Source organism: Klebsiella sp. KP20-425-1 (assembly GCF_025813515.1).
Classification (GTDB): Bacteria; Pseudomonadota; Gammaproteobacteria; order Enterobacterales; family Enterobacteriaceae; genus Klebsiella; species Klebsiella pneumoniae.
Map to the genome: position 1 here is coordinate 4,759,906 of NZ_CP109614.1, position 25,971 is coordinate 4,785,876.

The window sequence follows — 25,971 nt, forward strand, 5'->3', positions numbered from 1 at the left end:
CATTATGACGACGAAACGCAAACCCTACGTGCGGCCAATGACCTCCACCTGGTGGAAAAAGCTGCCGTTTTATCGCTTCTACATGGTACGGGAAGGCACGGCGGTACCGACGGTATGGTTTAGCATTGTGCTGATTTATGGGCTATTTGCCCTCAAGCACGGCGCCGAGAGCTGGGCGGGATATATCGGATTCCTGCAAAACCCGGTGGTGGTGATCCTCAACCTGATTACCCTGGCGGCGGCGCTGCTGCACACCAAAACCTGGTTTGAGCTGGCGCCGAAAGCCGCCAACGTCATCATCAAAGGCGAAAAAATGGGGCCAGAGCCGGTCATTAAAGGGCTCTGGGTGGTGACGGCGGTGGTCACCGTGGTGATCCTGTTTGTCGCCCTGTTCTGGTAAGGAGGCTGAGATGATTAATCCCAATCCGAAACGTTCCGATGAACCCGTATTCTGGGGGCTGTTTGGCGCAGGCGGCATGTGGGGCGCGATCGTCGCGCCGGTGATGGTGCTGCTGGTCGGCATCCTGCTGCCGCTTGGGCTCGCCCCGGCCGACGCCTTCAGCTATGAGCGTGTGCTGGCCTTTGCCCAAAGCTTTATCGGCCGCGCGTTCATCTTTCTGATGATTGTCCTGCCGCTGTGGTGTGGGTTGCATCGTATTCACCACGCCATGCACGATCTGAAAATCCATGTGCCAAACGGTAAATGGGTCTTCTACGGCCTGGCGGCAATCCTCAGCGTCATCACCCTCGTTGGCGTACTGTTTATCTGATCCTGCAAGAGCCAGGTCGCATTTCTGCTACCGGGCTCGCTTCATAGAAAAATCTTGCCGCCTTTTCCCTGCTGGACTCTACACTTAGCTTAAAAGCCAGCAAGGAGCATGCCATGCGTATCCTGCCGATAATCACCGCGATTGCCGTCTCGTTCCTGTCTGTCGCCTGCAGCACGCCCGCCCCGCCGCCGGGCGTCACCGTGGTCAGTCCCTTCGACGTTCAGCGCTATCTGGGTACCTGGTATGAAATCGCCCGCTTTGACCACCCTTTTGAAAGCGGGCTGGAAAAGGTCACGATCGCCTGGCACCCACGCGATGACGGTGGCCTGGACGTGGTCAATAAAGGCTATAACCCCGACCGTGGTATGTGGCAGAAAACGGACGGGGTAGCGTACTTTACCGGGGAGCCCAGCCGCGCCGCGCTGAAGATTTCCTTCTTCGGCCCTTTCTACGGCAGCTATAACGTCATTGCTCTGGATAAGGAGTATCGTTACGCGCTGGTCTGCGGCCCCGATCGCGACTATCTCTGGCTGCTGGCCCGGGCGCCGACCATCGCCCCGGAGGTCAGGCAGCAGATGCTGGACATTGCCACCCGACAGGGCTTTGATGTCGGCAAACTGGTCTGGGTCAATCAGCGCTATGATTAGTGCGCGCTGATCTTCAGGCCAATGATGCCAATCACGATACAGACAAGGCTGGCGATACGCATGGCGCTGGCGGATTCCCCTAACAGCACAATACCGGTCACGGCGGCCCCCACGGCGCCGATCCCGGTCCAGACGGCGTAGGCGGTACCTACCGGTAGGGTTTTCATCGCCCATGAGAGCAGCGCCATGCTGGCCACCATCGCCACGATGGTGATAACGCTGGGAACCAGGCGGCTAAAGCCATGGGTATATTTCAGGCCGACGGCCCACACCACTTCCAGCAGGCCAGCGATAAACAAGACTATCCAGGACATAAGGCTCCTTTGCTGGGGCCGTCCCCGGATGAGAAACGCTTACGGGTCGTCCCGTAAGGTGGATGAAAAGTCGTGGTGAGTATATCCAACGGAATGAGAGAAGTGAAGAACGGTACGGCGCTAAACCGTACCGTTGACGGCGTTTATTGCTGAGCTTTGGTTGCCGCGCCAGAGATTGCGTTGCCGCCGTCTGAAATATCCTCACCGACACCGCGCGTGGTGTTACAAGCGGTCAGTGCTGAAGAGAGGACCAAAACCGTAAAGAACGCTGCAATCGTTTTTTTCACCATAATGTCATCCTTAGTGTCAGTTTTGTTTTCATGCCCTATAAGCATAGACAAACCGTCCAAAGATGAAGGGATCTTTGCGATTTTTAAGAGAAAAGGAGTATGCGTGGAGGAGGCTGACATACCGGGAGGCAAGCGCCATTAACGAAACGGCAGGGAAATTCAGCTCACAGCGTGAGAGATAGCGTGGCCCAGGCCCTGAATATCTTCACCCACACCGCGGGCGGTGTTGCAGCCAGCCAGTAACGCGCTGCTCAGAAACAGTAACACCAGAAGTTTTACGCTGCGCTTCATGTCTCGTGTTCGTCGTACCTGTGCGTAAAGAGCGGCGCAGCACGGAGGCTGCGCCGGTCATCATGACGCGAAATTATTTCACGCGGGATACGTATTCGCCAGAGCGAGTATCCACTTTGATCACTTCGCCAATCTGGACGAACAGCGGAACTTTAACCACCGCGCCAGTAGACAGGGTCGCTGGTTTACCGCCGGTACCCGCGGTGTCGCCTTTCAGACCTGGATCGGTTTCAATGATTTCCAGCTCAACGAAGTTCGGCGGGGTGACCGCGATCGGCTGGCCGTTCCACAGGGTCACGATGCACTCAGCCTGATCCAGCAGCCATTTAGCGTTGTCACCGATCGCTTTCGCGTCAGCAGACAGCTGCTCGAAGGTTTCGTTGTTCATGAAGTGCCAGAACTCACCGTCGTTGTACAGGTAAGTCAGGTTCATATCGACAACGTCCGCGCCTTCTGCGGAATCGGTAGATTTGAAGGTTTTCTCAACGCGGGTACCGGTCAGCAGACGGCGCAGCTTAACGCGCGCAAACGCCTGGCCTTTACCTGGTTTAACGAATTCGCTGGCTTCTACCGCATAAGGTTCGCCATCTAACATGATTTTAAGACCAGCACGAAAATCGTTGCTATAGTAAGTCGCCATAAGGCCCTCTGAAATTGTTTAACTGGTAGCTAAGCCACAAAATGGCGCATATTGTAACCCTAAATACCCCATCCAGAGAAGATTGGATAACGCAACTTGCCAATGTTGTGACCAGTCCTGATGAACTGCTGCGTCTTTTAAATGTAGACGCTGATGAAAAACTGCTGGCCGGACGCGAGGCCAGACGCCTGTTCCCGCTGCGCGTCCCGCGCGCGTTTATCGCCCGCATGGAGAAAGGCAACCCTAACGATCCGCTGCTTCGTCAGGTACTTACCGCCGAGGAAGAATTTATCGTCGCCCCCGGCTACTCCACCGATCCGCTGGAAGAACAGCACAGCGTGGTGCCCGGTCTGTTGCACAAATATCGCAACCGGGCCCTGCTGCTGGTGAAAGGCGGTTGTGCAGTCAATTGCCGTTATTGTTTCCGCCGCCACTTCCCTTATGCCGAAAATCAGGGCACCAGGCGCAACTGGCAGACAGCGATGGACTACATCGCGGCGCATCTGCAGCTTGATGAAATCATCTTCTCCGGCGGCGACCCGCTGATGGCAAAGGACCATGAGCTTGACTGGCTAATGACCCAGCTGGAAGCTATTCCGCACGTTAAGCGCCTGCGTATTCACAGCCGCCTGCCGATTGTGATCCCGGCGCGCATCACCGAGACGCTGGCCAGTCGCTTCCAGCGTTCGTCGCTGCAGGTAATCCTGGTTAACCACGTCAATCACGCGAATGAAATTGACGGTGAGTTTCGCGCGGCGATGGCCATGCTGCGTCAGGCGGGCGTCACGCTGCTCAACCAGAGCGTGCTGCTGCGCGGGGTGAACGACAACGCGCAAACCCTGGCCGACCTCAGTAATGCGCTGTTCGACGCCGGGGTAATGCCCTACTACCTGCACGTGCTGGATCGGGTGCAGGGAGCGGCGCACTTCATGGTCAGCGATGATGAAGCCCGTGAAATCATGCGCGAACTATTGACCCTCATCTCTGGCTATATGGTGCCGAAGCTGGCGCGCGAGATTGGCGGGGAACCCAGCAAGACGCCACTGGATTTAGGGCTGAAGCAGCGTTAATAAACTGAAGGTCTGCCAGGACGTTCTGGCAGACCTTCAGATAGGAAGATTTCGACAGACGGGTGTTAAGGTGACCAGCAAATGACTATCGCACCGCGCTATAACCCCTGGCTGTGACGAGCTACCGGTTTAGCACGACCAACACAATAATATTAATTACAATCATCACGACAATTAGCGCGATTAACCATACGGGTATTTTAAAAGTAACATGCAACCGCTCAGATGCTTTTTCACCTTCTTCCGGTTTATTTGCCATCAAATCACTGCCATGCTTTGATGAGTTTTCTATTAGTGGAAGATTTAAATGAGTGTCAGGCTTTTCCTTTTCTTCAGAAATAAAGTCGACAACTTTATTATTCTGATAATGCGTTAATGTCACCCGATTCATATTCTTGCACTCTTCATCAGAGAGAGGAATGACCAATGTATTCGGAGCGACGCTAAAGCCTTTTTGCCGGACGGTGATAATGATATCCTCAGATAGCCCAGCTTTTACCAGCGATTTTCGCAGCAAAGAGATATTTTGATAGAACGTATTTTGCGAAACGACCACCCCCCGTGTTTCCCATACAGCCGCCAGGAACTCATCCCGTGAAATGACTTTGCCGCAATTCTGCAAAAGCAGCAGCAAGCATCTGGCGGTTGGCGCATTGAGGCTGATGCACTCCCCGTCCCCGGCAAGCGGCCGCAGCTCATTCATATTGGCATTAAATATAATCTCCTGATTAATTATACACCCATTAAATAATACTGCGTCATTCATATCCTTGCCCCACGTAACCCTATTATCCATAATAAAATCAAATGATTTCAACCAAACGATTATGTGAACATTCTTGTTTCAGATGAAAACAGGTACATTTCACATTGAAGTTCAGCCCACAGGATACCGCAGATAAAAAAACAAGCGATAGCTAACTTGCTTAATGGTCAGATTTTCAGATTAAATTAATCTCAACTGGAATCCACATCTCATCAGAGAGGGGGGCAGCATTAAATTCACAGGTGCTTCATCAACAATTCACAAGCATTTTTTGCACCAGACTTTTAAATTACTCCCGCTTCTCCATGGTTCGCTATGGCAAGCGATATGGTAGCGTTGTTCAACAGGATGATTTGTCTCAGCACTATATAAAGGAATGCTGGCGCTTATTTTCAATATCAATGCGAATGCATACTCCATTCCCTTGATAACTGTTATCAACTCTACACAGGACTAAGTATCTATATATGGATTAATTAAATGAAAAAGACAATCGTAGCTGTAATGGTCGCTGCATCTGCAGTGCTGAGTGCTCAGGCAATGGCAACCAACACCGCTCAGGTAACTGTACTGGGTGAAGTCTCTGATGCAGCTAACTCTTGCGTCGTGACTCCGACTGGTACCCTGAACAACGGTATCGTTCAGCTGATCACTGTGACCACTGCGGAAGCAAATGCTGAAGCTGCAGGTACTCTGTTCAAAACTCAGGACTTCGGTTTTAAAGTTACTGACTGCGCACAGGGCAGCGCTAACCCGGTTACCGGCCTGACTGTAAACGTTGCCGGTGTCACCTCCAGCGATAAAACCATCCTGGACAACACCGCAGCTGGCGGCGCTACCGGTATCGGTATCGGTATCCAGCGTCTCAGCGATTCACATCGCGTAGCCTTCGACGGTTCTGACACCATGACCGAAAGCTACTCTGCTACTACCGGTACTCAGCTGAAGTACACCACTGGTTATGTAAAAGTGAACTCTGCTACTCCGGTAACCGAAGGCCCGGTTAAAGGTGTTGCGACCTTTACTATCGATTACACCATCTAATTTTTCCCCAAAGGGCCCCGCTTCACGGCGGGCCCTTTTTTGCATTCAGAGAAAAAACATGTTCAGGACTTTATTAACTTTCACCGCTTCCTGTGCATTACTCCTCAGCAGTATTGCCCATGCCGGTATTGTAGTGGGATCCACCCGCTATCTGTATAAAGAAGGCGCACGTGAAATCACCGCGCAAATAGAAAATAAAGATGATATTCCCTATCTGATTAAATCCTGGGTTGAAGCGCCGGCAGGAAAAGCGCCCTCTTTTATGGCCACGCCGCCGCTGTTCCGCCTTGAAGGGAAACAACAGAATACGGTTCGTCTGTTTTCTAACGGAAACGTTAATGCGCCGACCGACCGGGAATCCATGTACTATTTTAACGTGATGGCGATTCCTCCGGCAGATGATGCCAAAGCGAATAACAACACCATTCAACTGGCGGTTCGTCACCGTATGCGTCTGGTCTATCGTCCTAAAGCACTTTTCGACCTCTCCCCTAATACGGAAGCGAAAAAGCTCGAATGGCGAAAGTCTGGCACTAAGCTGACGATCAAAAATCCAACGCCCTTTTTCTTCTATTTCCATAGCATCCAGATTGGCAGCAAAGAAGTGAAGCCGGAAGTCAACTCGGTCGCCCCGATGACGACTAAAGAAGTGACGTTAAAAGAAAATATTAATGCCTCCAGCATTACCTGGAAAGTTGTCAATGATTATGGCGGAGCTGGGTCGCTCTACTCCTCATCGCTGTAATAAGAAATTTATTTTATCATTATAGGGATGTGTCTATGCCAAATAAGAATAATGGATTATTCAAACTATCCACCATCTTCTTTGCAATGCTTCCGGCATTGCTTTCTGGTTTGAATAATAAAGCGCAAGCACGTGACTTTTTCGATCCCTCATTCATTAGCTCATTGAATGGTAGCGATCCATCAACCACTCCTGACTTATCCGTATTTCAGACCCAGAACGCGCAGGCGCCGGGGGATTATCGGGTCGATATCATGTTTAATGGCCGCTACCTGGATACCAGGACGATAAAGTTTGTCGCCAACAATCGCGCCAGCAGCGATAACCGCGAACCCGCTCTGGTTCCCTGCCTGAGTCTAAAAGCTCTCGCGGAATATGGCGTAAGGATAAAATCCTTTCCAGAGTTAGCCGAGGATCAAAACGGCTGTGCAAACTTTTCTGTCATTCCGGACACCAAAGCGGATTTTGACTTTACCGCCCAGCGCTTAAATATTTCTATTCCGCAGGCGGCCTTATCCACCACCGCGCAGGGATATATCCCACCGGATCAGTTTGATGATGGCATCAACGCCCTGCTGGTGAACTACCAGTTCAGCGGCTCGAACGACATGCAGGCCAATGATGAATACTACAGCTTGAACCTGCAGTCTGGCCTCAACGTTGGCCCATGGCGTATCCGCAACCTCAGCACATGGAATAAAAACAATAGCGATGCCGGGGACTGGGACTCCGCCTATCTCTATATGCAGCGAAGTATTCGCTCGATCAACAGTAACCTGGTGATGGGCGAAAGTTCATCGCTCTCAACCATCTTCGACAGCGTGCCGTTTACCGGTATTCAGCTGGCCACCGATACCACGATGTTGCCGGAAAGTATGCGCGGCTATGCGCCGATTATTCGCGGTATCGCCAAAACCAACGCCCGCGTCGTCATTAAACAGAACGGCTACCAGGTTTACCAGACCTACGTGGCACCCGGGGCATTTGAAATCACCGATATGTACCCGAGCGGCGGTAGCGGCGACCTTTACGTCAGCGTGGAAGAGTCCGACGGATCCAAGCAAGAATTTGTTGTGCCGTTCGCCACCCTACCGGTCATGGTGCGTGAAAATCAACTGGAGTATGAGATTACTTCCGGTAAATATCGTCCTTACGATGGTGGAGTCGATGAAACGCCATTTACTCAGGCCACCGCGACCTATGGCGTCTCCAGCAGCCTGACGCTTTATGGCGGTATGCAGGCGGCCTCGCGCTACCAGGCGCTGTCGACGGGCCTCGGCTATAACCTGGGCGAGCTTGGCGCCGCCTCGGCAGACGTCACCCAGGCATGGTCGAAAAAGAAAGACGATGAAAAGACCTCAGGACAGTCCTGGCGGGTCCGTTATGGTAAAAACATTGTCGAAACTGGCACCAATGTCACCATCGCGGGCTACCGCTATTCCACCCGCGGCTTTAATACCCTCTCGGAGGTGCTGGATAGCTACTCTAATGACGGTAATTATACCTCTCGCTCACTGCGCAATCGCACCAACCTGACGGTTAACCAAAGCCTGGGTAAAGGCCTCGGTAGCCTGTCGATAAGCGGGTTGATTGAAGATTACTGGGACGATAAGCGAACCAACAAGTCAATTAGCGTAGGTTACAACGGCGGTTTCCGTAATGTGAACTACTATCTGGGCTACAGCTATAACCGCTACACCTGGAGCGGAAATAACTCAGGTAAGGATGCCCAGGACGATCAGCGCATCACCCTGACGGTGACGCTACCGCTGAGCAACTGGCTGCCGGGTACCTATACCAGCTATCAATTAACCAACAGCAATCCGGGATCTACCGATCAGTCGGTCTCCATTGGTGGCGTCGGGCTAGATAACGACAGCCTGGAATGGAGCCTGCAGCAAGGGTACAGCAACCGGGAATATTACAGCGGCGATATGCGTGGGACCTATAACGGTGCCCGCGGCAGCCTTAATGCCGGCTATAGCTATGACAATAACAGCCAACGTATTGACTACGGCGCCAACGGCAGCATCGTCGCTCATGCCGATGGCATTACACTTGGCCAGGACATCACTGACGCCGCCGTGCTGGTTAAAGCGCCGGGCCTGGATAACGTCAAGTTGACCAACGATAACACCATCTCCACCGACTATCGCGGTTACGCTATCGTCCCGTACGTTACACCTTACCGTCGTACCGACATCACCCTTGACAGCACTTCACTGGGTGAAGATATGGAGCTTCCAGAAACTACGCAAAGCGTCGTGCCGACCCGTGGTGCCATCGTGCGTGCTAATTATGACGGCAATATCGGCCAGAGGGCCTTTGTGCATCTGAAAACCGCCAGCGGTCAGGACGTGCCTTATGGCGCGATGGTTCTACTCGCCGGCGACAGCAAATCGCAGCCAAGCATCGTCAGCGACGCCGGTATGGTCTATATGTCCGGGTTGCAGCAGACCGGGATCCTTAACGTCCAGTGGGGCAAAAGCGCCGCGCAGCAGTGCAATGCTTCCTTTACTTTACCAGCCAGGGAAGGCAAAGCGTCTGGCATCAGTCAAATCGAAACGGTTTGTCGCTAATATTGACCAAGGAACAATAAAGAATGAGAAAAATACTTCTTTTTTTATCCCTACTATGCTGTTGTAGCGAGGTAATTGCCAAATGCGATTATTCTGGTTCCGCTGGACAAGCAATGTTTAACATAAGTCCTAAAATCGCAACAGACCCAACAATTCCGGTGGGTACAGTCCTCTATACTAAAAAAGTCGGTACCGGACATTATAAAACATTTGAGTGCAGCAAAATAATGGGAGACCAGTATATTGTTGAATCAACAGCACCGGAAGTTACCGGCGTCACGGGTATAAGGGGCAAACCAGTCTATGAAACCGGCATAGATGGAATTGGCTTTCAGTTTTCAGATCTTCTGAGCAGCAAAAATGGTTCTATTAATCCTGCTGTTGCTCAATCTACAATCGTACCTATTTTAGAATCGAATGAAGATTATAAATTTATGACGGTATGGTTAATTAAAACAAAGCAGGTCATCGATACATCCGGCACCAGTACAAACCCGGTATTTAAATTCTCAGCAGGTAACTTAAGCACCAACCCAAGGGCAGCTGACCGCCTTTTGTTAACAGCAACCCTGAAGTTCAAGACTATTTCATATAAAGATACCTCTTGCGATATTTCAGTATCAGGGCCTAGCCAAATCACCCTGAATAAAATTGAAAAAAACACATTAATGTCCATTTCTCGAGGAGGTACAACTCCATCACAAAAAACTATCAAAATGGATGTGACTTGCCCACAAGGTTCAGTTGGCAACAAGCTTTACTACTGGTTTAACCCTGTTAATGGCACCAGTTCTGCCGGGGATGGGATCATCGATAACATGATAACTGGAACCGAAGCCGCAAATAACGTTGGCGTTATCTTCAAAATTGACAACAAGCCTATAATATTTTACGACGCCGAAACTTATAGCTTCGCCAAGGCACAGGCATCACAAAACTTTACCTTCACCGCCGACTATTATCGCATGAGTGACAATAGCGCTGAAGTCTCTTCCGGTCATGTAAAAGCTATGCTTGAAGTTGTCATACAGGAAGAGTAAAAGTATAACCTCCATACCCCTACAAAAGGTGGATAATGATATCCACCTTTTTTATTTTTATGTCAACAACCAAAAAAATGTCATATATGAATGCAAGAATAAATCAATATATCTGCAGCACATCGATAATAGCTGCGTGCCACCACCTGCTGAATTAGTTACTGTTTTATGAACCTATAAATAGTTTAGATTTGATTCACTATTAACCTCTAATTTCATCAACAATTCATATTTAGTTGAGTTGATTCATACTACAGCAACGACTATCTTTTCTGCGGACCAAATTCTGGTCTGGAATGAATATATAATTTTAATTTTAGTTAAAGGACTAATCATGCACCAATTAACTGTATTTGAAATGGAAGAAATTTCTGGCGGTGCGCTGACCGATACTCTTACCGATATCGTCACCTGGGCCGCAAAAGAAGTTGGCGCTATCGCACTGGGCGCCTCTCTGGGCGCTATTTTTGGTACAGCGTACGCCGGACGTTGGGGTGGCGTAAGTGGCGGTATCTTCGGTATCGGCTCAATCGGCCAGGGTGTAGGGATGATCGCCGGGGTTATTCTCGGTGGCGTTTGCTTTGGTATTGCAGCGGGTATCGTTGGCTGGGATATGACTCTGGATTATGCTCAGGGCGTAATGGATGCTATTTATGACGGCACCCTGAACTTCTGGAGCAACTAAGTTTACGCGCCAATGATTAGCTCAACAGTTTGTTGACAAGCATTCATTAGTAATTAAGGCCTGACGTATCGGGCCTTTTCATTTTATAATTTAAGCGATAACTATGTTAAAAAAAATCTATCGCAAGGAAGCGATTGAGTATAAAAAGCATCACTGGAAAGGAAAGGCACTGCTGCTCGCAGGGCTTCCAGCATGGCTTGTTGCATTACTCTCTTTTGCTTTTCTTGCGATCCTGATAGCCACCACAGTATTTTGCTCCTTTACCCAGAGAATCGACGTTCAGGGAGAGGTCATTACTCTACCTCACTCTGTCAACGTTTATGCCCCGCAGCAAGGCTTTGTTATCTCCCAATATGTAAAAGTCGGCGATATTGTGACCAAAGGCCAGCCGTTATATGAGATCGACATTTCCCGGAACACCACAACGGGTAATGTTAGTGCGGTACAAATAGAGGTCATTAATGAAAAGATCGCAAATGCTGAAGATATCATTTCAAAACTGAATCATAATAAAGAAGAAACAACCATTTCTTTAGAGAAGCAGTTAAAAACAATCAATGATTCGTTAAAAGAAACTAATCGCATGTTGGCTAACGCCCAGGCTGGATTAAAGAAAATGCATGATAATCTATCCAGCTATGATAAGTATTTAAGTGACGGACTGATTACCAAAGACCAATATAACTATCAACACTCTTTGTATTTTCAACAACAAAGCACTTACCAGTCTCTGGTGAGTCAGAAAATGCAACTGGAATCGCAGGTCACTCAGCTCAATAGTGATAAAATTACAAAAATAGCTGATTTTGACAATCAAATCTCGTCACAAGAAAACCAGATTAATGATTATAAAAATCAACTGGTTGAATCAAACGCAAACGGTAACATTATTATTAAAGCAACGACTGAAGGCCGTATTGAATCATTGACCGTCACTAAAGGCCAAATGGTTGATAAAGGCAGCAGTCTAGCACAGATAAAACCTACCGGTGATATAGAGTATTATCTTATTTTATGGTTACCTAACAATAGTATACCTTATGTAAAACCTGGGGATGAAATTAACATTCGTTATGCTGCATTCCCATCAGATAAATTTGGTCAATTCCCGGGAAAAATACTTTCAATATCTTCTGTTCCCACATCTCGACAAGAAATGTCTGAGTATACCAATGTTACGAACGGCACAAACCAGCAGGAACTGGCGCTCTATAAGACCATTGTGAAAATTGAAAACAAAACCTTTGAATATAATGGTAAAACGCTTTCGCTTTCAAATGGCCTCAAGGCTCAAGCTGTTGTATTCCTGGAAGAGCGTCCGCTCTATATGTGGATGTTTACCCCTGTGTATAAGATAACTCAAAGCATTACTGGGCCGATCCATGACTAACGAACTTTTCAAAACTGTTGTTGCAAAGTTAAATTTTTCTCTTGTTAACAAAACGCCCGTTATTCTTCAGTCAGAATCATCAGAATGTGGAATTGCCTGTCTGGCAATGGTCTGTGGTTTTTATGGGTTGAATATCGATCTGTTTAATTTCCGTCAGCGGTTTGGTAGCCCCTCCCAGGGCTCCTCACTAATGTCTCTAAGCAAAACTGCAAAGCATGCCGGCTTAAAAAGCCGGGCGTTAGCTCTTGACCTTGATGAAATAAAGCAGCTTAAACTCCCCTGCATCATCCACTGGGGGATGAACCACTACGTTGTTCTTACAAAGGTAAGGAAAAACGGATTTGTTATTCACGATCCGGCGTTGGGTAAAAGAATCATTGGCATCAATGAGATGTCAAACAATTTTACCGGTGTAGCGCTTGAACTTTGGCCCGATCATAACTTCCAGCAAGAAGAAGCAAAATCCCGATTACGATTGCTGGATTTAATGCATAAAATTGTTGGTTTAAAATCAGCACTGATTAAGATCTTTGCTTACTCTGTAGTGGTAGAAGCTATCGGACTCCTGTTACCGATTGGTACACAGCTAGTCACTGACCATGTGATTATGGCTCACGACCAAAGCTTACTGTCTGTTATCTGTATCGGGTTGATATTTTTTACCCTATTCCGCACGTTTATTAGCATGCTACGTGCATGGACGTCGTTAACGTTAAATACCCTGACAAATATTCAGTGGAAAACGACGTTATTCGATCATCTGACAAGTTTGCCATTATCCTTTTTTGAGAAAAGGCATTTAGGTGATATTCAGTCTCGCTTCTCGTCTTTGGATACGATTCGCTCAATATTTACCAATAGTATCGTTACCGGCATCATCGACTCGATAATGACAATCGGTTTATTGGTGATGCTGACCTTATATGGTGGTTGGTTAGTCTGGGTCGTCATCGGCTTTACCATTTGCTATGCGATTATGCGCTTTGCTACCTATAGCTTTTATCGTCGCGTAACGGAAGAACAGGTCATCAAAGGCGCACGTGCTAACTCCCACTTTATGGAGTCACTTTATGGCATTTCTACGATCAAAGCACTGAATTTAAAAGAACGTCGCTCACAGCATTGGCTGAATCTTAACGTTGACGCCAGCAATGCAGGTATAAAGCAAACTCGATTCGATATGATGTTTGGTGGCATTAATACCTTTATCACCTCAATCGATCAGGTAGTGGTACTGTGGTTGGGTGCCATTATGGTAATTGATAATGAGATGACGCTCGGTATGTTTATGGCATTTAACGCCTATCGGGGTCAGTTTTCTCAACGTGCATCGAATCTCATTGATTTGGTGATGCAACTTCGTATGCTCTCACTGCACAACGAACGTCTATCAGAAATAGCATTTAGTGAACCAGAAAAAGAACTTCCATCGCGGCGTGTTTTTACGGAAAACACTGGCGTAAAACTTGAAGTGAGAAATCTTAGTTATCAATACGATCCTTTTTCACAACCCATCTTTACAAATTTGAACATAACCGTTGCTCCTGGAGAATCAGTTGCGTTAATTGGCCCATCTGGCGTAGGGAAAACCACACTATTAAAAGTTATGTGCGGACTGCTCTCGCCGGATTCCGGCGAAATACTGGCGGATAATCTGGAGATTAAAAAGATTGGTTTGAATAACTATCGTCTTGGTATCGCCTGCGTACTCCAGGAAGACCGTCTCTTTTCCGGCTCCCTTATTGATAATATAAGTGGCTTCGATGATAGCGCCGATCTTGATTTTGTGATGGAGTGTGCCAGACGGTGCAACATTCATGATGAAATTATGAAGATGGCTATGGGATACGAAACCATTGTCGGCGAACTTGGGCTGGGTATTTCAGGTGGGCAAAAGCAGCGTATCCTGATCGCCCGCGCACTGTATCGCAAACCGAGTATTTTATTCATGGATGAGGCTACCAGCCATCTTGACCTCAGAAATGAGTCGGTTATCAATCAGTCTATTTCAGCGCTAAGTATCACCCGCATTATCGTCGCGCATCGACCATCGACCATTGCATCCGCCGATCGTGTTATCGATCTCTCACAATCGAAGTCGGTGACTACTGCTTAATAAAGGAGAAGAATATGCAAGGAACGTTTATAGGTTTTAATACCGCAGGAATTACCTTTGAAGAGCGATTTTTAGCGTTGCTGCTGAAAGTTAAGAAGGAAAATGGCTTTTGCGAGATTTACTATCTTCAGGCACCGGTGCTAGCTGATCTGCTCCTGATACTGCAGAGCAGAATGGCTGTGATTTTCCAGCGGCTTGAAAACCAGGGAGAGGCCTATAAAGATGAACTTATCACGTATAATGAGGCACTTGTTGCCAATATTCCTCAGGTTGAGACGGCTGAAATACAGCAACCATCCCCTGAGCGGCGAATCATGTCCATTACGCTCAAACCTGGCGAAACACAGTCAACGTTAATTCTTGTATTTCAGGATGAACAAATTAGTACTTTATGTATTGACGATCTGCAAATCGAAGCATTAATTATCGGTATTCAACAAGCATTAAAAACAGTCGGCGACCAGGAACTGGTTCAGTATTTAAGTTCAAATATGGATTTTTTAATGTGCTATACCGTCGACTTAACCACTCAGCCCAATATCGATTACCAGCAACACCCCCAGGAAGACTGGAAGCTAAACCTGTTTTCCCATTATCTGGGCGTGCTGTACTGCTGCGAGACAGACGAAGGCAAGAAAATTGTCTCCGGAGCGGTGGTCAAAACCAGCGCGCCGCATTTGTCGGAACTGGAAAATAACGTTGTGATGTGGCTTATCGAGAAAAGCCCCAAGCTCAAGGCGATGCACGCGGAGCTGGCGCCATGCCAGATCTTCAGTACCATTATCCCTTCCCAGCCGGGAAGAATGCTCAGTCTGGAAGAGTGCCTGCGTCCCCTACACGCCTTCTACCTTGAAAAGAAAGCGGAGCTTAGCGCCTGATCCTCATCTAACGACCACGCCTCTCTCTGCGCTCGCGGAGAGAGGCGTCACGCATCAGTTCGGGCACTTATAAACCTGGCCGTTCATTTCGCTGTCGGTAGGCACAAAGCTCGACAGCAGGTTTTGCGTCGGGCTGCTGACGCCGTAAATCACGTTGCCGCCCATCGCTGCCGCCTGGTTGCGCAGGGCGTTTGCCGCACCGCGCATGGAACCACCCTCATCGCCATTCTGGCCGGAGAGCCAGTTGCTCTGTTTACCCGTCGCGGTCCCTAACAGCTGACACTCTGCGCCCGGCTTCTCCTGCACGAAGCGCACATTCTGGCCGGCAGAGGTTAATTCATTGCTGGAACTGCAACCTGCCAACAGTAAGGCTGCGCCGACAATCCCTGCTAAATATTTTACCTGCATGTTATTCCCCATGATCGATGAGCTGGACGCACTGGCCCGGATGTAAATCTGTCATCCTTCAAACTGCGTCGGCATGAGCCGCGTTCATTTCCTCCCCGGTCGCGCTTGTCAGTTCACGCCCGAAACAGAGGTGCTTGCCGCTCTGATGCAGCTTAAATGATTTTTATGTATAAGCCTTATACTAAAAAGCGCGCCAAAAGAAAAACCCCCAGCCATTGCTGGCCAGGGGTTTCTGCTTTTTTATGCCGTAGAGCGCACGATTACATCATGCCGCCCATACCGCCCATGCCGCCCATACCGCCAGCAGCACCTAAGTCAGGCGCGTCGCCTTTCGGCAGGTCGGTCACCATGCACTCGGTGGTAATCATCAGGCCAGCCACGGAAGCCGCGTACTGCAGTGCAGAACGGGTGACTTTGGTTGGGTCCAGGATACCGAAGTCGATCATGTTGCCGTATTCTTCAGTTGCTGCGTTGTAACCGTAGTTACCGTCGCCTGCTTTCACGTTGTTTGCCACAACAGACGGCTCTTCACCGGCGTTGGAAACGATCTGACGCAGCGGCGCTTCCATTGCGCGCAGCGCAACTTTGATACCGACGTTCTGATCTTCGTTCTGACCGGTCAGGCCAGCGAGTTTCGCCGCAACGCGAACCAGCGCTACGCCGCCGCCAGCCACCACGCCTTCTTCAACCGCAGCACGGGTTGCGTGCAGGGCGTCGTCGACGCGTGCTTTTTTCTCTTTCATTTCAACTTCGGTAGCCGCACCGACTTTGATTACTGCCACGCCGCCAGCCAGTTTAGCGACACGTTCCTGCAGTTTTTCACGATCGTAGTCGGAGGTCGCTTCTTCGATCTGCTTACGGATCTGAGCTACGCGGCCCTGGATTGCGGATTCTTCGCCAACGCCATCGATGATGGTGGTGGTGTCTTTGTTGATAACCACGCGTTTCGCCTGGCCCAGGTCTTCCAGAGTCGCTTTTTCCAGCTCCATACCGATCTCTTCAGAGATAACGGTACCGCCAGTCAGAGTAGCGATGTCCTGCAGCATAGCTTTACGACGGTCGCCGAAGCCCGGTGCTTTCACCGCAGCCACTTTAACGATGCCGCGCATGGTGTTAACCACCAGGGTCGCCAGCGCTTCGCCTTCAACGTCTTCAGCGATGATGACCAGCGGTTTGCCAGCTTTCGCTACGGCTTCCAGAACCGGCAGCATTTCGCGGATGTTGGAGATTTTTTTGTCAGCCAGCAGGATGAACGGGCTTTCCAGCTCAACGGCACCGGTGTCCGGCTTGTTGATGAAGTACGGAGACAGGTAGCCGCGGTCGAACTGCATACCTTCAACTACGTCCAGTTCGTCTTCCAGACCGGTACCGTCTTCAACGGTGATCACGCCTTCTTTACCAACTTTATCCATCGCTTCCGCGATCAGTTTACCGACGGTTTCGTCGGAGTTAGCGGAGATGGTACCTACCTGAGCGATAGCTTTGGAGTCAGAGCACGGAACGGACAGCGCTTTCAGCTCTTCTACTGCAGCCAGTACCGCTTTGTCGATACCGCGTTTCAGATCCATCGGGTTCATGCCTGCTGCAACAGCTTTCAGGCCTTCGTTCACGATAGCCTGAGCGAGTACGGTTGCGGTGGTGGTACCGTCGCCTGCCGCGTCGTTCGCTTTAGAGGCAACTTCTTTCACCATCTGCGCGCCCATGTTTTCGAACTTGTCTTCCAGTTCGATTTCACGTGCAACGGAAACACCATCTTTGGTGATGGTCGGCGCGCCGAAGGATTTGTCCAGAACTACGTTACGGCCTTTCGGGCCCAGGGTCACTTTAACTGCATCTGCCAGTACGTTTACGCCGCGCAGCATTTTTACACGAGCGTCGTTACCGAATTTTACGTCTTTTGCTGCCATTTCTTTTATTCCTCAAATTCGTTCAGGGTCGTGCGAATTAAGCTTCAACAATTGCCAGGATGTCGCTTTCGGACATGATCAGTACTTCTTCGTTGTCGATCTTTTCAGTCTTCACGCCGTAGCCATCGTTGAAAATCACGATGTCACCAACTTTAACGTCCAGCGGCTGCACGGTCCCGTTTTCCAGGATGCGGCCTTTACCGACAGCGATGATTTCGCCACGAGTTGACTTAGCTGCTGCAGAACCGGTCAGAACGATGCCGCCCGCAGATTTGGTTTCAACTTCTTTACGTTTGACGATCACACGATCATGTAACGGACGAATACTCATTGATAGCTCTCCTTCGAGAAAGTCATTATCAGTTATGGGTGACGCCGGGCCGAACGCGGTTTACCGGCTAGTGCAGAGAGAGATGGGGATGGCCATTTCCGGCTTCAAGGGCAAAATTAAAAAAAATTTTTACCTTTGCGCTGGCGCACAAAAAGCGGCCATGTCAGGCAATCGGTCATAAGGAAAAGCGATTGTGATACTCTCTTTTTTTTCACTGGCGCAGGATTGAATCATGAGTGGTTTAAAACAGGAGTTAGGGCTGGGACAGGGAGTTGGGTTGCTTTCCACCTCATTGCTGGGTACCGGCGTCTTCGCCGTCCCGGCGCTGGCGGCGCTGGTCGCTGGCGATAACAGCCTGTGGGCATGGCCGCTGCTCATTCTCCTTGTTTTCCCGATTGCCATCGTCTTCGCCCTGCTCGGCCGCCATTTTCCCAGCGCGGGCGGCGTGGCCCACTTTGTCGATATGGCCTTTGGGCCACGTCTGGCCAGCGTCACCGGCTGGCTGTTTTTATCGGTTATCCCGGTCGGACTCCCCGCCGCCCTGCACATCGCCACCGGTTTTGGCCAGGCGCTGTTCGGCTGGCATGATGCGCAGCTGCTGCTGGCGGAGCTGGGCACCCTGGCCATCGTCTGGTGGGTCGGTTCGCGTGGCGCCAGCTCCAGCGCCAACCTGCAGACGTTGGTTGCCGTACTGATTGTGGCGCTGATCGTCGTAGTCTGGTGGCGCGGCGGGATAAGCCCGGCGCAGATCCCCTTCCCGGCCCCGGCGGAGATTGACCGCGGGCAGCTCTTTTCGGCGCTGTCGGTGATGTTCTGGTGCTTTGTCGGTCTGGAAGCCTTCGCGCATCTCGCCTCGGAGTTTAAACATCCCGAGCGTGATTTCCCCAGGGCGCTGATGATAGGCCTGCTGCTTGCCGGCTCGGTCTACTGGGCCTGCACCGTACTGGTGCTGCACTTCCACGCCTTTGGCGAGGAGATGGCGGCGGCGGCGTCATTACCGAATATCGTGGTCCGTCTGTTCGGCGTCGAAGCGCTGTGGGTAGCCTGCGTCATCGGCTATCTCGCCTGTTTCGCCAGCCTCAACATCTATATTCAAAGCTTTGCCCGCCTGGTCTGGTCGCAAGCGCAGCATAAGCCACACAGCTACCTCGCAAGGCTGTCGCCACGGCAGATCCCGCGCAACGCCCTCAACGCCGTGCTGGGATCCTGCGTAGTTAGCACCCTTGGCATCTATCTGCTCGATATCAATCTGGACGCGCTGATCGTTTACGCCAATGGCATTTTCATCATGATCTATCTGCTGTGCATGCTGGCGGGTTGTCGTTTGCTTCGCGGTCGCTATCGGCTATTGGCGGTGGTGGGCAGCATTCTCTGTCTGCTGCTGCTGGCGATGGTCGGCTGGAAAAGCCTGTACGCGCTGGTGATGCTGGCGGGGCTGTGGCTGTTTTTACCCAGGCGCAAGCTGGCGACGGGAAGCGCGTAGGCCTGCAAAGAAAGCGGCCCGGTCGCATCTGCTGACCGGGCCGGGGAATGTTAATCGCGGCGATCGTCCTTATGGTCCAGACGGTCGCGCTGCTCATCTTTGCGCTGGAATTCCCCTTCGAAGGTCTCTCCGCCGCCAGTTCCGGCGCTAAAGCCGCCGCCCGGCATCCGGCTGAAGCGCAGGTGCGGCATCAGCTTCATCGTCAAATGCTTTTGCACCGGCGGCAGCAATAGCAGCAGGCCGAGGAAGTCGGTAAAGAACCCCGGGAGCAACAGCAGCAGACCAGCGATAATCAGCGATACGCTCTTGATCATCTCCGCCGCCGGGCTCTCGCCCGCGGCCATCTTCTGCTGCATCAGCAGGAAGTTTTTGAAGCCCTGGTTACGCACCAGCGACATCCCTACCACCGAGCTAAAGATCACCAGGATCAGGGTCATAAAGACGCCCAGCACGTGCGCAACCTGGATAAAGATCGATATCTCAATGTAAACGTAAAGAAAAAAAGCAATAAACGGAATCCAACGCACCGGCGTCTCCTTCATCAACGGGCGCTGCGTTCAGCGCCCGTAATCATCAATTTGCTGATCGCATCCCACTAACATGGGGATGCTGAGCGGCTTTTCAATCAGCGGAAAGGCTTATTTTTCTCAGGAATAAGAAAGCGGTGACCCATTTCACAGATTAATAAATCTTCTCATACCCGCAATGTAATAAGTGATCAAGCTTACTGATATTCGCTATCATCAGCATATGATCTTGGGCACCGGGCCGGTTAAGGAAATAATCGTCGGCCAGAAAATATACTGAATACTGGATATTCTGTGTGTTTGGTGAATTCATTGGCAGCTTGAAAAGAAGGTTCACATGTTAAACAACATTCGTATCGAAGAAGATCTGTTGGGCACCAGGGAAGTTCCCGCGGACGCTTACTACGGCGTTCATACTCTGCGAGCGATTGAAAACTTCTACATTAGCAACAGCAAAATCAGCGACATACCAGAATTCGTGCGCGGCATGGTCATGGTTAAGAAAGCCGCCGCGCTGGCGAACAAGGAGCTGCAGACCATTCCCAAAAGCGCGGCAAATGCGATTATCGCCGCCTGTGACGAAGTCCTGAATAACGGCAAATGCATGGACCAGTTCCCGGTCGATGTCTTCCAGGGCGGGGCCGGTACCTCCGTAAACATGAACACCAACGAAGTCCTGGCGAACATTGGCCTTGAGCTGATGGGCCACCAGAAAGGCGAATACCAGTACCTGAACCCAAACGATCATGTCAACAAATGCCAGTCCACCAACGATGCTTACCCCACCGGGTTCCGCATTGCGGTGTATGCCTCCATCCTTAAGTTAATCGATGCGATTAAACAGCTGGGCGAAGGCTTCCAGGCGAAAGCCGTGGAGTTCCAGGACATCCTCAAAATGGGCCGCACCCAGCTGCAGGACGCGGTGCCGATGACCCTCGGCCAGGAGTTCCATGCCTTCAATGTGCTGCTTAATGAAGAGACCAAAAGCATTCTGCGCACTGCGGAGCTGCTGCTGGAGGTGAACCTCGGCGCCACCGCCATTGGTACTCGCCTCAACACCCCGGACGGCTATCAACAGCTGGCGGTGCAGAAGCTGGCTGAAGTAAGCAACTTACCTGTCGTCCCGGCGGAAGATCTGATTGAAGCCACCTCGGACTGCGGAGCGTACGTTATGGTTCACAGCTCGCTGAAACGCCTGGCGGTGAAACTGTCCAAGATCTGTAACGACCTGCGCCTGCTCTCTTCCGGTCCGCGCGCGGGCCTCAACGAAATCAACCTGCCTGAGCTGCAGGCTGGCTCTTCAATCATGCCGGCGAAGGTTAACCCGGTGGTGCCGGAGGTGGTCAACCAGGTCTGCTTCAAAGTTATCGGCAACGATACCACTGTGACCATGGCCTCCGAAGCCGGTCAGCTGCAGTTGAACGTGATGGAGCCGGTAATCGGCCAGGCGATGTTCGAGTCGATTCATATCCTGACCAACGCCTGCTACAACCTGCTGGAGAAATGCGTTAACGGCATCACCGCCAATAAAGCGGTATGTGAAGGCTACGTCTACAACTCCATCGGCATCGTCACCTACCTCAACCCGTTTATCGGCCACCACAATGGCGATATCGTCGGCAAGATCTGTGCCGAAACCGGCAAGAGCGTACGGGAAGTGGTGCTGGAGCGCGGACTGCTGACGGCGGCGGAGTTGGATGATATTTTCTCTGCGCAAAACCTGATGCATCCCGCTTATAAAGCAAAGCGTTATACCGATGAAAGCGAACAGTAATCTTTCAGGTTAGTCATTCAAAGGCATGTCAGCGATGACATGCCTTTTTTGCTTTTTGGTTTTACTAAAATACAACAATTCAATATCAACTTGTTAAAAAACAAGGAAGGCATATATGTTTGGTGCAGAACTGGTTATTGTCCTGCTGGCGATTTATCTCGGCGCCCGGCTCGGCGGCATCGGTATCGGCTTTGCCGGTGGCCTTGGCGTCCTTGTCCTGACGCTTATTTTTCAAATTAAACCGGGTGCGATCCCCTTCGACGTTATTGAAATCATTATGGCGGTGATTGCCGCTATCGCCGCCATGCAGGTCGCCGGCGGGATGGATTACCTGGTCAGCCTCGCCGAACGGATGCTGCGCCGCCACCCGAAGTACATTACCTTCCTTGCCCCGCTGGTGACCTGGTTTATGACCGTGCTCGCTGGCACCGGCCATACCGCCTTCTCCACGCTGCCGGTGATCACCGAAGTTGCCAAAGAGCAAGGAATTCGTCCGTCTCGTCCACTGTCGATTGCGGTGGTGGCCTCCCAGATAGCGATCACCGCCTCGCCCATTTCCGCCGCAGTGGTCTTTTTCGCAGGTATCCTTGAACCGCTGGGCGTTAGCTATTTGACGCTGCTGGCCATCTGTATTCCGGTCACGCTGCTGGCGGTGATGCTCACCGCTATCGTCTGCAACTTCCTCGGCTGCGAACTGAAAGACGATCCGGTTTACCAGGAGCGGCTGGCCAAGGGGGAAGTCAGACTGCGCGGCAGCCAGGTATTTGAGCTGCAGCCGCACGCCAAACGCTCTGTCCTGCTGTTTTTGATCGGCATCGTGGCGGTGATGTTCTACGCCACGGCCATCAGCGATACCGTCGGCCTGATTAAGAACCCGGTGCTGCCGCGTAACGAGGCGATCGTGGTATTTATGCTGACCATCGCCACCCTGATTAGCATCACCTGCAAAATCGACACCGGCGAAGTGCTCAACGCCAGCACCTTTAAGTCCGGGATGAGCGCCTGCGTCTGCGTCCTCGGCGTCGCCTGGCTGGGAGATACCTTCGTTAAAGCGCATATCAGCGACATCCAGGCCGTGGCCGGCGATCTGCTGCACAATTACCCATGGCTGCTGGCGGTGGTACTGTTTTTCGCCGCCACGCTGCTCTACTCGCAGGCAGCCACTACCAAGGCGTTGATGCCTGCCGCGCTGCTGCTGGGCGTCAGCCCGCTGACGGCTATCGCCTCGTTTGCCGCGGTCTCGGCGCTGTTCGTTCTACCGACCTACCCAACCCTGCTGGCGGCGGTAGAGATGGACGACACCGGCTCAACCCGCATTGGTAAATATGTCTTTAACCACGCCTTCCTGATCCCCGGCGTTATCGCTATCACGCTGTGCGTGATCCTCGGCTTTATCTTTGGCGGGATTATGCTGTAAATACCGCTGGCGGCGGGCCCACTACGGGCCCGCCTTCCGTTGCCCTCACTTTCCCCGCTCGTTACGCTAATATCCCCGCATCTTGCGTGTTATAGTGCCTCTTTTCGCTGATACGAGGTTCATGATGACTACGCCTGATGCTGTTGTTGTGCTCTGTACCGCGCCGGACGAAGCGACCGCCCAGGATCTGGCGGCAAAAGCGCTGGCGGAAAAGGTGGCAGCCTGCGCCACGCTGCTGCCGGGGGCTACCTCTCTGTATTACTGGGAAGGGAAACTCGAGCAGGAGTATGAAGTGCAGATGCTACTCAAAACTGACCTTGCCCATCAGCAGGCGCTGCTGGACTGCCTGAAGTCACACCACCCGTATCAAACCCCAGAACTGCTGGTTCTACCCGTCACGCATGGAGACAACGATTACCTCTCATGGCTTACCGCATCATTACGCTGATCCTGCTGCTGTGCAGCACATCAGCCACCGCCGGGTTATTCGACGCGCCGGGGCGCTCGAACTTCGTGCCTGCTGATCAAGCTTTCGCCTTTGACTTTCAGCAGCAACAGCATGACGTCAACCTGAGCTGGCAAATCAAGGATGGTTATTATCTTTATCGTCAACAGTTTACCTTCAGCGCCGCCGGGGCGACGATCGACGAACCGGCGCTGCCGGCGGGAGAGTGGCATGAAGATGAGTTTTACGGCAAAAGCGAGATCTTTCGCCAACGCCTGACCGTGCCGGTGACGGTGAAGGAGGCGGACAAAGAGGCTACTCTCACCGTCACCTGGCAGGGCTGCGCCGATGCCGGATTCTGTTATCCGCCGGAGACTAAAGTGATCCCGCTGAGCGCCGTGCGGGCGGCCTCAAACGACGCTCAGCCAACCGCCGCCGCGCCCGTGTCGTCGCTGAACCATCGTCCGGCCTTCAATCCGCCGCTGCCGGTTGAACCGCGCCCGATGGAGGAGAACGCCGTGCCGCAGGCGCCTGCCATGGCGCCGCCAGCAGACGTCCCCGCTCGTCTGCCCTTCACCGCCCTGTGGGCGCTGCTGATTGGCATTGGTATCGCCTTCACCCCCTGCGTGCTGCCGATGTACCCGCTGATTTCGGGCATCGTGCTGGGCGGAAAACAGCGGCTTTCCACCGCGCGCGCCCTGCTGCTGGCCTTTATTTACGTCCAGGGGATGGCCCTGACCTATACCGCGCTGGGGTTGGTGGTAGCCGCCGCCGGGCTGCAGTTCCAGGCGGCCCTGCAGCACCCATATGTCCTGGTCGGCCTGTCGGCGGTGTTTATACTGCTGGCGCTCTCCATGTTCGGCCTGTTCACGCTGCAGCTGCCGTCGTCGCTGCAGACCCGGCTGACGCTGCTCAGCAATAAGCGCCAGGGCGGCTCGCCCGGCGGGGTCTTTGCGATGGGCGCTATTGCCGGGCTGATCTGCTCCCCCTGCACTACCGCGCCGCTAAGCGCCATTCTGTTGTATATCGCCCAGAGCGGTAATCTGTGGCTGGGCGGCGGCACGCTGTACCTTTACGCGCTGGGCATGGGTCTGCCGTTGATCCTTGTGACCGTGTTTGGCAATCGCCTGCTGCCGAAAAGCGGCCCGTGGATGAGCCATGTGAAAACCGCCTTCGGGTTTGTGATCCTTGCCCTGCCCGTCTTCCTGCTGGAACGCATATTCGGCGACCAGTGGGGGTTACGGCTGTGGTCAATGCTCGGTGTCGCCTTCTTCAGCTGGGCGTTTATCACCTCGCTGGGCGCTACCCGGCCGTGGATGCGGCTGGTACAGATCATTCTGCTTGCCGCCGCGCTGGTCAGCGCGCGGCCTCTGCAGGACTGGGCGTTTGGCGCCCCGGCGGTCGAGCAGCAGGCGCACCTGGCTTTCACCCGCGTCAGCTCGGTGGCCGAGCTTGACCAGGCGCTGGCGCAGGCGAAAGGTCAACCGGTGATGCTCGATCTCTACGCCGACTGGTGCGTGGCCTGCAAAGAGTTTGAAAAATACACCTTTAGTTCACCTGACGTGCAGCAGGCGCTGAAAGGCACCGTGTTATTACAGGTTGATGTGACGAAGAACAGCCCGCAAGACGTCGCGCTGCTGAAACACCTGCAGGTGCTGGGTCTGCCGACGATCCTGTTCTTTAACGCTGAGGGTCAGGAACAGCCTGAGCGGCGAGTCACCGGCTTTATGGATGCCGCGGCATTCAGCGCCCATTTGCGCGATTGGCAAGCGTGAGCGACACTTTAGGAGGAAAGATGGAGGAGAACACCGTGCTACGTGAAGACGTCCTGGCAGAAGCCATTAAGATTCTTGAAATTGAAGGTATCGCCAACACGTCGCTGGAGATGGTCGCTGAGCGCGTGTCCTGCCCGACGAGCGACCTGAAACGCTTCTGGCCTGACCGCGAAGCGCTGCTGTACGACGCGCTTCGCTATCTGAGCCAGCAGGTGGATGCCTGGCGTCGTCAGCTCCTGCTGGACGAGACCTTAAGCGCAGAGCAAAAGCTGCTGGCACGCTATGCCGCACTCACCACCTGCGTAAGCAACCAGCGGTACCCGGGCTGCCTGTTTATCGCCGCCTGCACCTTCTACCCGGATCCTCAGCACCCCATTCACCAGCTGGCGGAACAGCAGAAGCAGGCTTCGCTGGCCTACACTCACGAGCTGCTGACTCAGCTGGAGGTGGATGACCCGGAAATGGTCGCCAAGCAGATGGAGCTGATTGTCGAGGGCTGTCTGAGCCGTCTGCTGGTCAAACGTAGCCAGACGGATGTGGATACCGCCCGGCGGCTGGCTGAAGATATTCTACGCTTCGCCCAGTGCCGTATGGGCGGCGCCTTGACCTGATTCTGATATCCTAACCGCCACGTCGCGC

27 protein-coding genes are annotated in these 25,971 nt (G+C 52.1%); 18 read left to right on the forward strand and 9 right to left on the reverse strand.

Annotation, left to right across the window (positions count from 1 at the left end):
- The first annotated feature begins 4 nt into the window (after positions 1 to 4).
- The 3 genes from frdC (at position 5) to OHJ17_RS23255 (ending at position 1,417) form a co-directional block, all read left to right on the forward strand.
- On the forward strand, positions 5 to 400 hold the full coding sequence (gene frdC, locus OHJ17_RS23245) for a fumarate reductase subunit FrdC (protein WP_002885530.1): 396 nt from the start codon (positions 5 to 7) through the stop codon (positions 398 to 400).
- Positions 401 to 410: 10 nt separating this feature from the next.
- Positions 411 to 770: a fumarate reductase subunit FrdD gene (frdD, locus tag OHJ17_RS23250; RefSeq protein ID WP_002885526.1), complete on the forward strand. Its 360-nt coding sequence runs from the start codon at positions 411 to 413 to the stop codon at positions 768 to 770.
- A 113-nt stretch (positions 771 to 883) separates the two neighbouring features.
- Positions 884 to 1,417: a lipocalin family protein gene (locus OHJ17_RS23255; protein ID WP_002885523.1), complete on the forward strand. Its 534-nt coding sequence runs from the start codon at positions 884 to 886 to the stop codon at positions 1,415 to 1,417.
- Here the strand turns inward: OHJ17_RS23255 and sugE are convergent.
- From sugE to efp, 4 genes are all read right to left on the reverse strand, one after another.
- On the reverse strand, positions 1,414 to 1,731 hold the full coding sequence (sugE, locus tag OHJ17_RS23260) for a quaternary ammonium compound efflux SMR transporter SugE (protein ID WP_002885521.1): 318 nt from the start codon (positions 1,729 to 1,731) through the stop codon (positions 1,414 to 1,416). The genes OHJ17_RS23255 and sugE overlap by 4 nt on opposite strands.
- A 143-nt stretch (positions 1,732 to 1,874) precedes the next feature.
- A complete protein-coding gene (gene ecnB / locus OHJ17_RS23265; RefSeq protein WP_002885518.1) occupies positions 1,875 to 2,021 on the reverse strand; it encodes a lipoprotein toxin entericidin B in 147 nt (48 codons plus the stop codon).
- 159 nt (positions 2,022 to 2,180) lie between these two features.
- Positions 2,181 to 2,312, reverse strand: a complete 132-nt coding sequence (locus OHJ17_RS23270; protein ID WP_002885511.1) for an entericidin A/B family lipoprotein — start codon at positions 2,310 to 2,312, stop codon at positions 2,181 to 2,183.
- Between the two features lie 73 nt (positions 2,313 to 2,385).
- Positions 2,386 to 2,952, reverse strand: a complete 567-nt coding sequence (efp, locus tag OHJ17_RS23275) for an elongation factor P (protein WP_002885506.1) — start codon at positions 2,950 to 2,952, stop codon at positions 2,386 to 2,388.
- Positions 2,953 to 2,993: 41 nt separating this feature from the next.
- Here efp and epmB point away from each other — a divergent pair, with 41 nt between their 5' ends.
- A complete protein-coding gene (gene epmB / locus OHJ17_RS23280) occupies positions 2,994 to 4,022 on the forward strand; it encodes an EF-P beta-lysylation protein EpmB (RefSeq protein ID WP_032433772.1) in 1,029 nt (342 codons plus the stop codon).
- Positions 4,023 to 4,143: 121 nt separating this feature from the next.
- Here epmB and OHJ17_RS23285 read toward each other — a convergent pair whose 3' ends face one another.
- Positions 4,144 to 4,788 carry a winged helix-turn-helix domain-containing protein gene (locus tag OHJ17_RS23285; protein ID WP_020317255.1) on the reverse strand — a complete coding sequence of 215 codons (645 nt, stop codon included), beginning with the start codon at positions 4,786 to 4,788 and terminating at the stop codon, positions 4,144 to 4,146.
- Between the two features lie 480 nt (positions 4,789 to 5,268).
- On the opposite strand from OHJ17_RS23285, the gene OHJ17_RS23290 reads away from it, so the two are divergent.
- The 8 genes from OHJ17_RS23290 (at position 5,269) to yjeJ (ending at position 15,265) form a co-directional block, all read left to right on the forward strand.
- Positions 5,269 to 5,832: a fimbrial protein gene (locus OHJ17_RS23290; RefSeq protein WP_004177738.1), complete on the forward strand. Its 564-nt coding sequence runs from the start codon at positions 5,269 to 5,271 to the stop codon at positions 5,830 to 5,832.
- Between the two features lie 58 nt (positions 5,833 to 5,890).
- Positions 5,891 to 6,577, forward strand: coding sequence for a fimbrial biogenesis chaperone (locus tag OHJ17_RS23295; RefSeq protein WP_004177740.1), 687 nt, complete (start codon positions 5,891 to 5,893; stop codon positions 6,575 to 6,577).
- 35 nt (positions 6,578 to 6,612) lie between these two features.
- Complete coding sequence (locus tag OHJ17_RS23300; protein WP_023283144.1) at positions 6,613 to 9,156, forward strand: fimbria/pilus outer membrane usher protein; 2,544 nt, start codon at positions 6,613 to 6,615, stop codon at positions 9,154 to 9,156.
- Positions 9,157 to 9,179: 23 nt separating this feature from the next.
- Positions 9,180 to 10,196 carry a fimbrial protein gene (locus OHJ17_RS23305; protein ID WP_004177744.1) on the forward strand — a complete coding sequence of 339 codons (1,017 nt, stop codon included), beginning with the start codon at positions 9,180 to 9,182 and terminating at the stop codon, positions 10,194 to 10,196.
- A 334-nt stretch (positions 10,197 to 10,530) separates the two neighbouring features.
- On the forward strand, positions 10,531 to 10,881 hold the full coding sequence (locus OHJ17_RS23310) for a hypothetical protein (RefSeq protein ID WP_004177746.1): 351 nt from the start codon (positions 10,531 to 10,533) through the stop codon (positions 10,879 to 10,881).
- A gap of 103 nt (positions 10,882 to 10,984) precedes the next feature.
- Positions 10,985 to 12,271, forward strand: a complete 1,287-nt coding sequence (locus tag OHJ17_RS23315; protein ID WP_004177748.1) for an HlyD family secretion protein — start codon at positions 10,985 to 10,987, stop codon at positions 12,269 to 12,271.
- Positions 12,264 to 14,387, forward strand: a complete 2,124-nt coding sequence (locus OHJ17_RS23320) for a peptidase domain-containing ABC transporter (RefSeq protein WP_114505213.1) — start codon at positions 12,264 to 12,266, stop codon at positions 14,385 to 14,387. The genes OHJ17_RS23315 and OHJ17_RS23320 overlap by 8 nt, the downstream gene beginning before the upstream one ends.
- A gap of 14 nt (positions 14,388 to 14,401) precedes the next feature.
- Positions 14,402 to 15,265, forward strand: a complete 864-nt coding sequence (gene yjeJ, locus OHJ17_RS23325; protein WP_023283143.1) for a YjeJ family protein — start codon at positions 14,402 to 14,404, stop codon at positions 15,263 to 15,265.
- A gap of 54 nt (positions 15,266 to 15,319) precedes the next feature.
- Here yjeJ and OHJ17_RS23330 read toward each other — a convergent pair whose 3' ends face one another.
- The 3 genes from OHJ17_RS23330 to OHJ17_RS23340 form a co-directional block, all read right to left on the reverse strand.
- The gene (locus OHJ17_RS23330) at positions 15,320 to 15,673 is read right to left on the reverse strand and encodes a DUF4156 domain-containing protein (protein ID WP_004152419.1); all 354 of its coding nucleotides are present in this window, start codon (positions 15,671 to 15,673) and stop codon (positions 15,320 to 15,322) included.
- A 260-nt stretch (positions 15,674 to 15,933) separates the two neighbouring features.
- Positions 15,934 to 17,580, reverse strand: coding sequence for a chaperonin GroEL (gene groL / locus OHJ17_RS23335; RefSeq protein WP_002885441.1), 1,647 nt, complete (start codon positions 17,578 to 17,580; stop codon positions 15,934 to 15,936).
- A 37-nt stretch (positions 17,581 to 17,617) separates the two neighbouring features.
- On the reverse strand, positions 17,618 to 17,911 hold the full coding sequence (locus tag OHJ17_RS23340; protein ID WP_004152420.1) for a co-chaperone GroES: 294 nt from the start codon (positions 17,909 to 17,911) through the stop codon (positions 17,618 to 17,620).
- 232 nt (positions 17,912 to 18,143) lie between these two features.
- Here OHJ17_RS23340 and yjeH point away from each other — a divergent pair, with 232 nt between their 5' ends.
- Positions 18,144 to 19,394, forward strand: a complete 1,251-nt coding sequence (yjeH, locus tag OHJ17_RS23345) for an L-methionine/branched-chain amino acid transporter (RefSeq protein WP_032433771.1) — start codon at positions 18,144 to 18,146, stop codon at positions 19,392 to 19,394.
- Between the two features lie 50 nt (positions 19,395 to 19,444).
- On the opposite strand, the gene OHJ17_RS23350 is transcribed toward yjeH, so the two are convergent.
- Positions 19,445 to 19,921 (reverse strand): FxsA family protein, encoded by a 477-nt coding sequence (locus tag OHJ17_RS23350; RefSeq protein ID WP_002885425.1) that lies wholly within the window; start codon positions 19,919 to 19,921, stop codon positions 19,445 to 19,447.
- A gap of 337 nt (positions 19,922 to 20,258) precedes the next feature.
- Between OHJ17_RS23350 and aspA the strand changes: the two genes are divergently transcribed.
- The 5 genes from aspA to OHJ17_RS23375 all read left to right on the forward strand — a co-directional run bounded on the left by aspA (position 20,259) and on the right by OHJ17_RS23375 (position 25,943).
- Complete coding sequence (aspA, locus tag OHJ17_RS23355) at positions 20,259 to 21,695, forward strand: aspartate ammonia-lyase (protein ID WP_002885424.1); 1,437 nt, start codon at positions 20,259 to 20,261, stop codon at positions 21,693 to 21,695.
- Between the two features lie 115 nt (positions 21,696 to 21,810).
- On the forward strand, positions 21,811 to 23,112 hold the full coding sequence (locus tag OHJ17_RS23360) for an anaerobic C4-dicarboxylate transporter (protein WP_002885423.1): 1,302 nt from the start codon (positions 21,811 to 21,813) through the stop codon (positions 23,110 to 23,112).
- A 124-nt stretch (positions 23,113 to 23,236) separates the two neighbouring features.
- Positions 23,237 to 23,560, forward strand: a complete 324-nt coding sequence (gene cutA, locus OHJ17_RS23365; protein ID WP_002885422.1) for a divalent cation tolerance protein CutA — start codon at positions 23,237 to 23,239, stop codon at positions 23,558 to 23,560.
- Positions 23,536 to 25,332 carry a protein-disulfide reductase DsbD gene (locus OHJ17_RS23370; RefSeq protein WP_032433770.1) on the forward strand — a complete coding sequence of 599 codons (1,797 nt, stop codon included), beginning with the start codon at positions 23,536 to 23,538 and terminating at the stop codon, positions 25,330 to 25,332. The genes cutA and OHJ17_RS23370 overlap by 25 nt, the downstream gene beginning before the upstream one ends.
- Positions 25,333 to 25,367: 35 nt before the next feature.
- Complete coding sequence (locus OHJ17_RS23375; RefSeq protein WP_004218175.1) at positions 25,368 to 25,943, forward strand: transcriptional regulator; 576 nt, start codon at positions 25,368 to 25,370, stop codon at positions 25,941 to 25,943.
- The last annotated feature ends 28 nt before the right edge of the window (positions 25,944 to 25,971 follow it).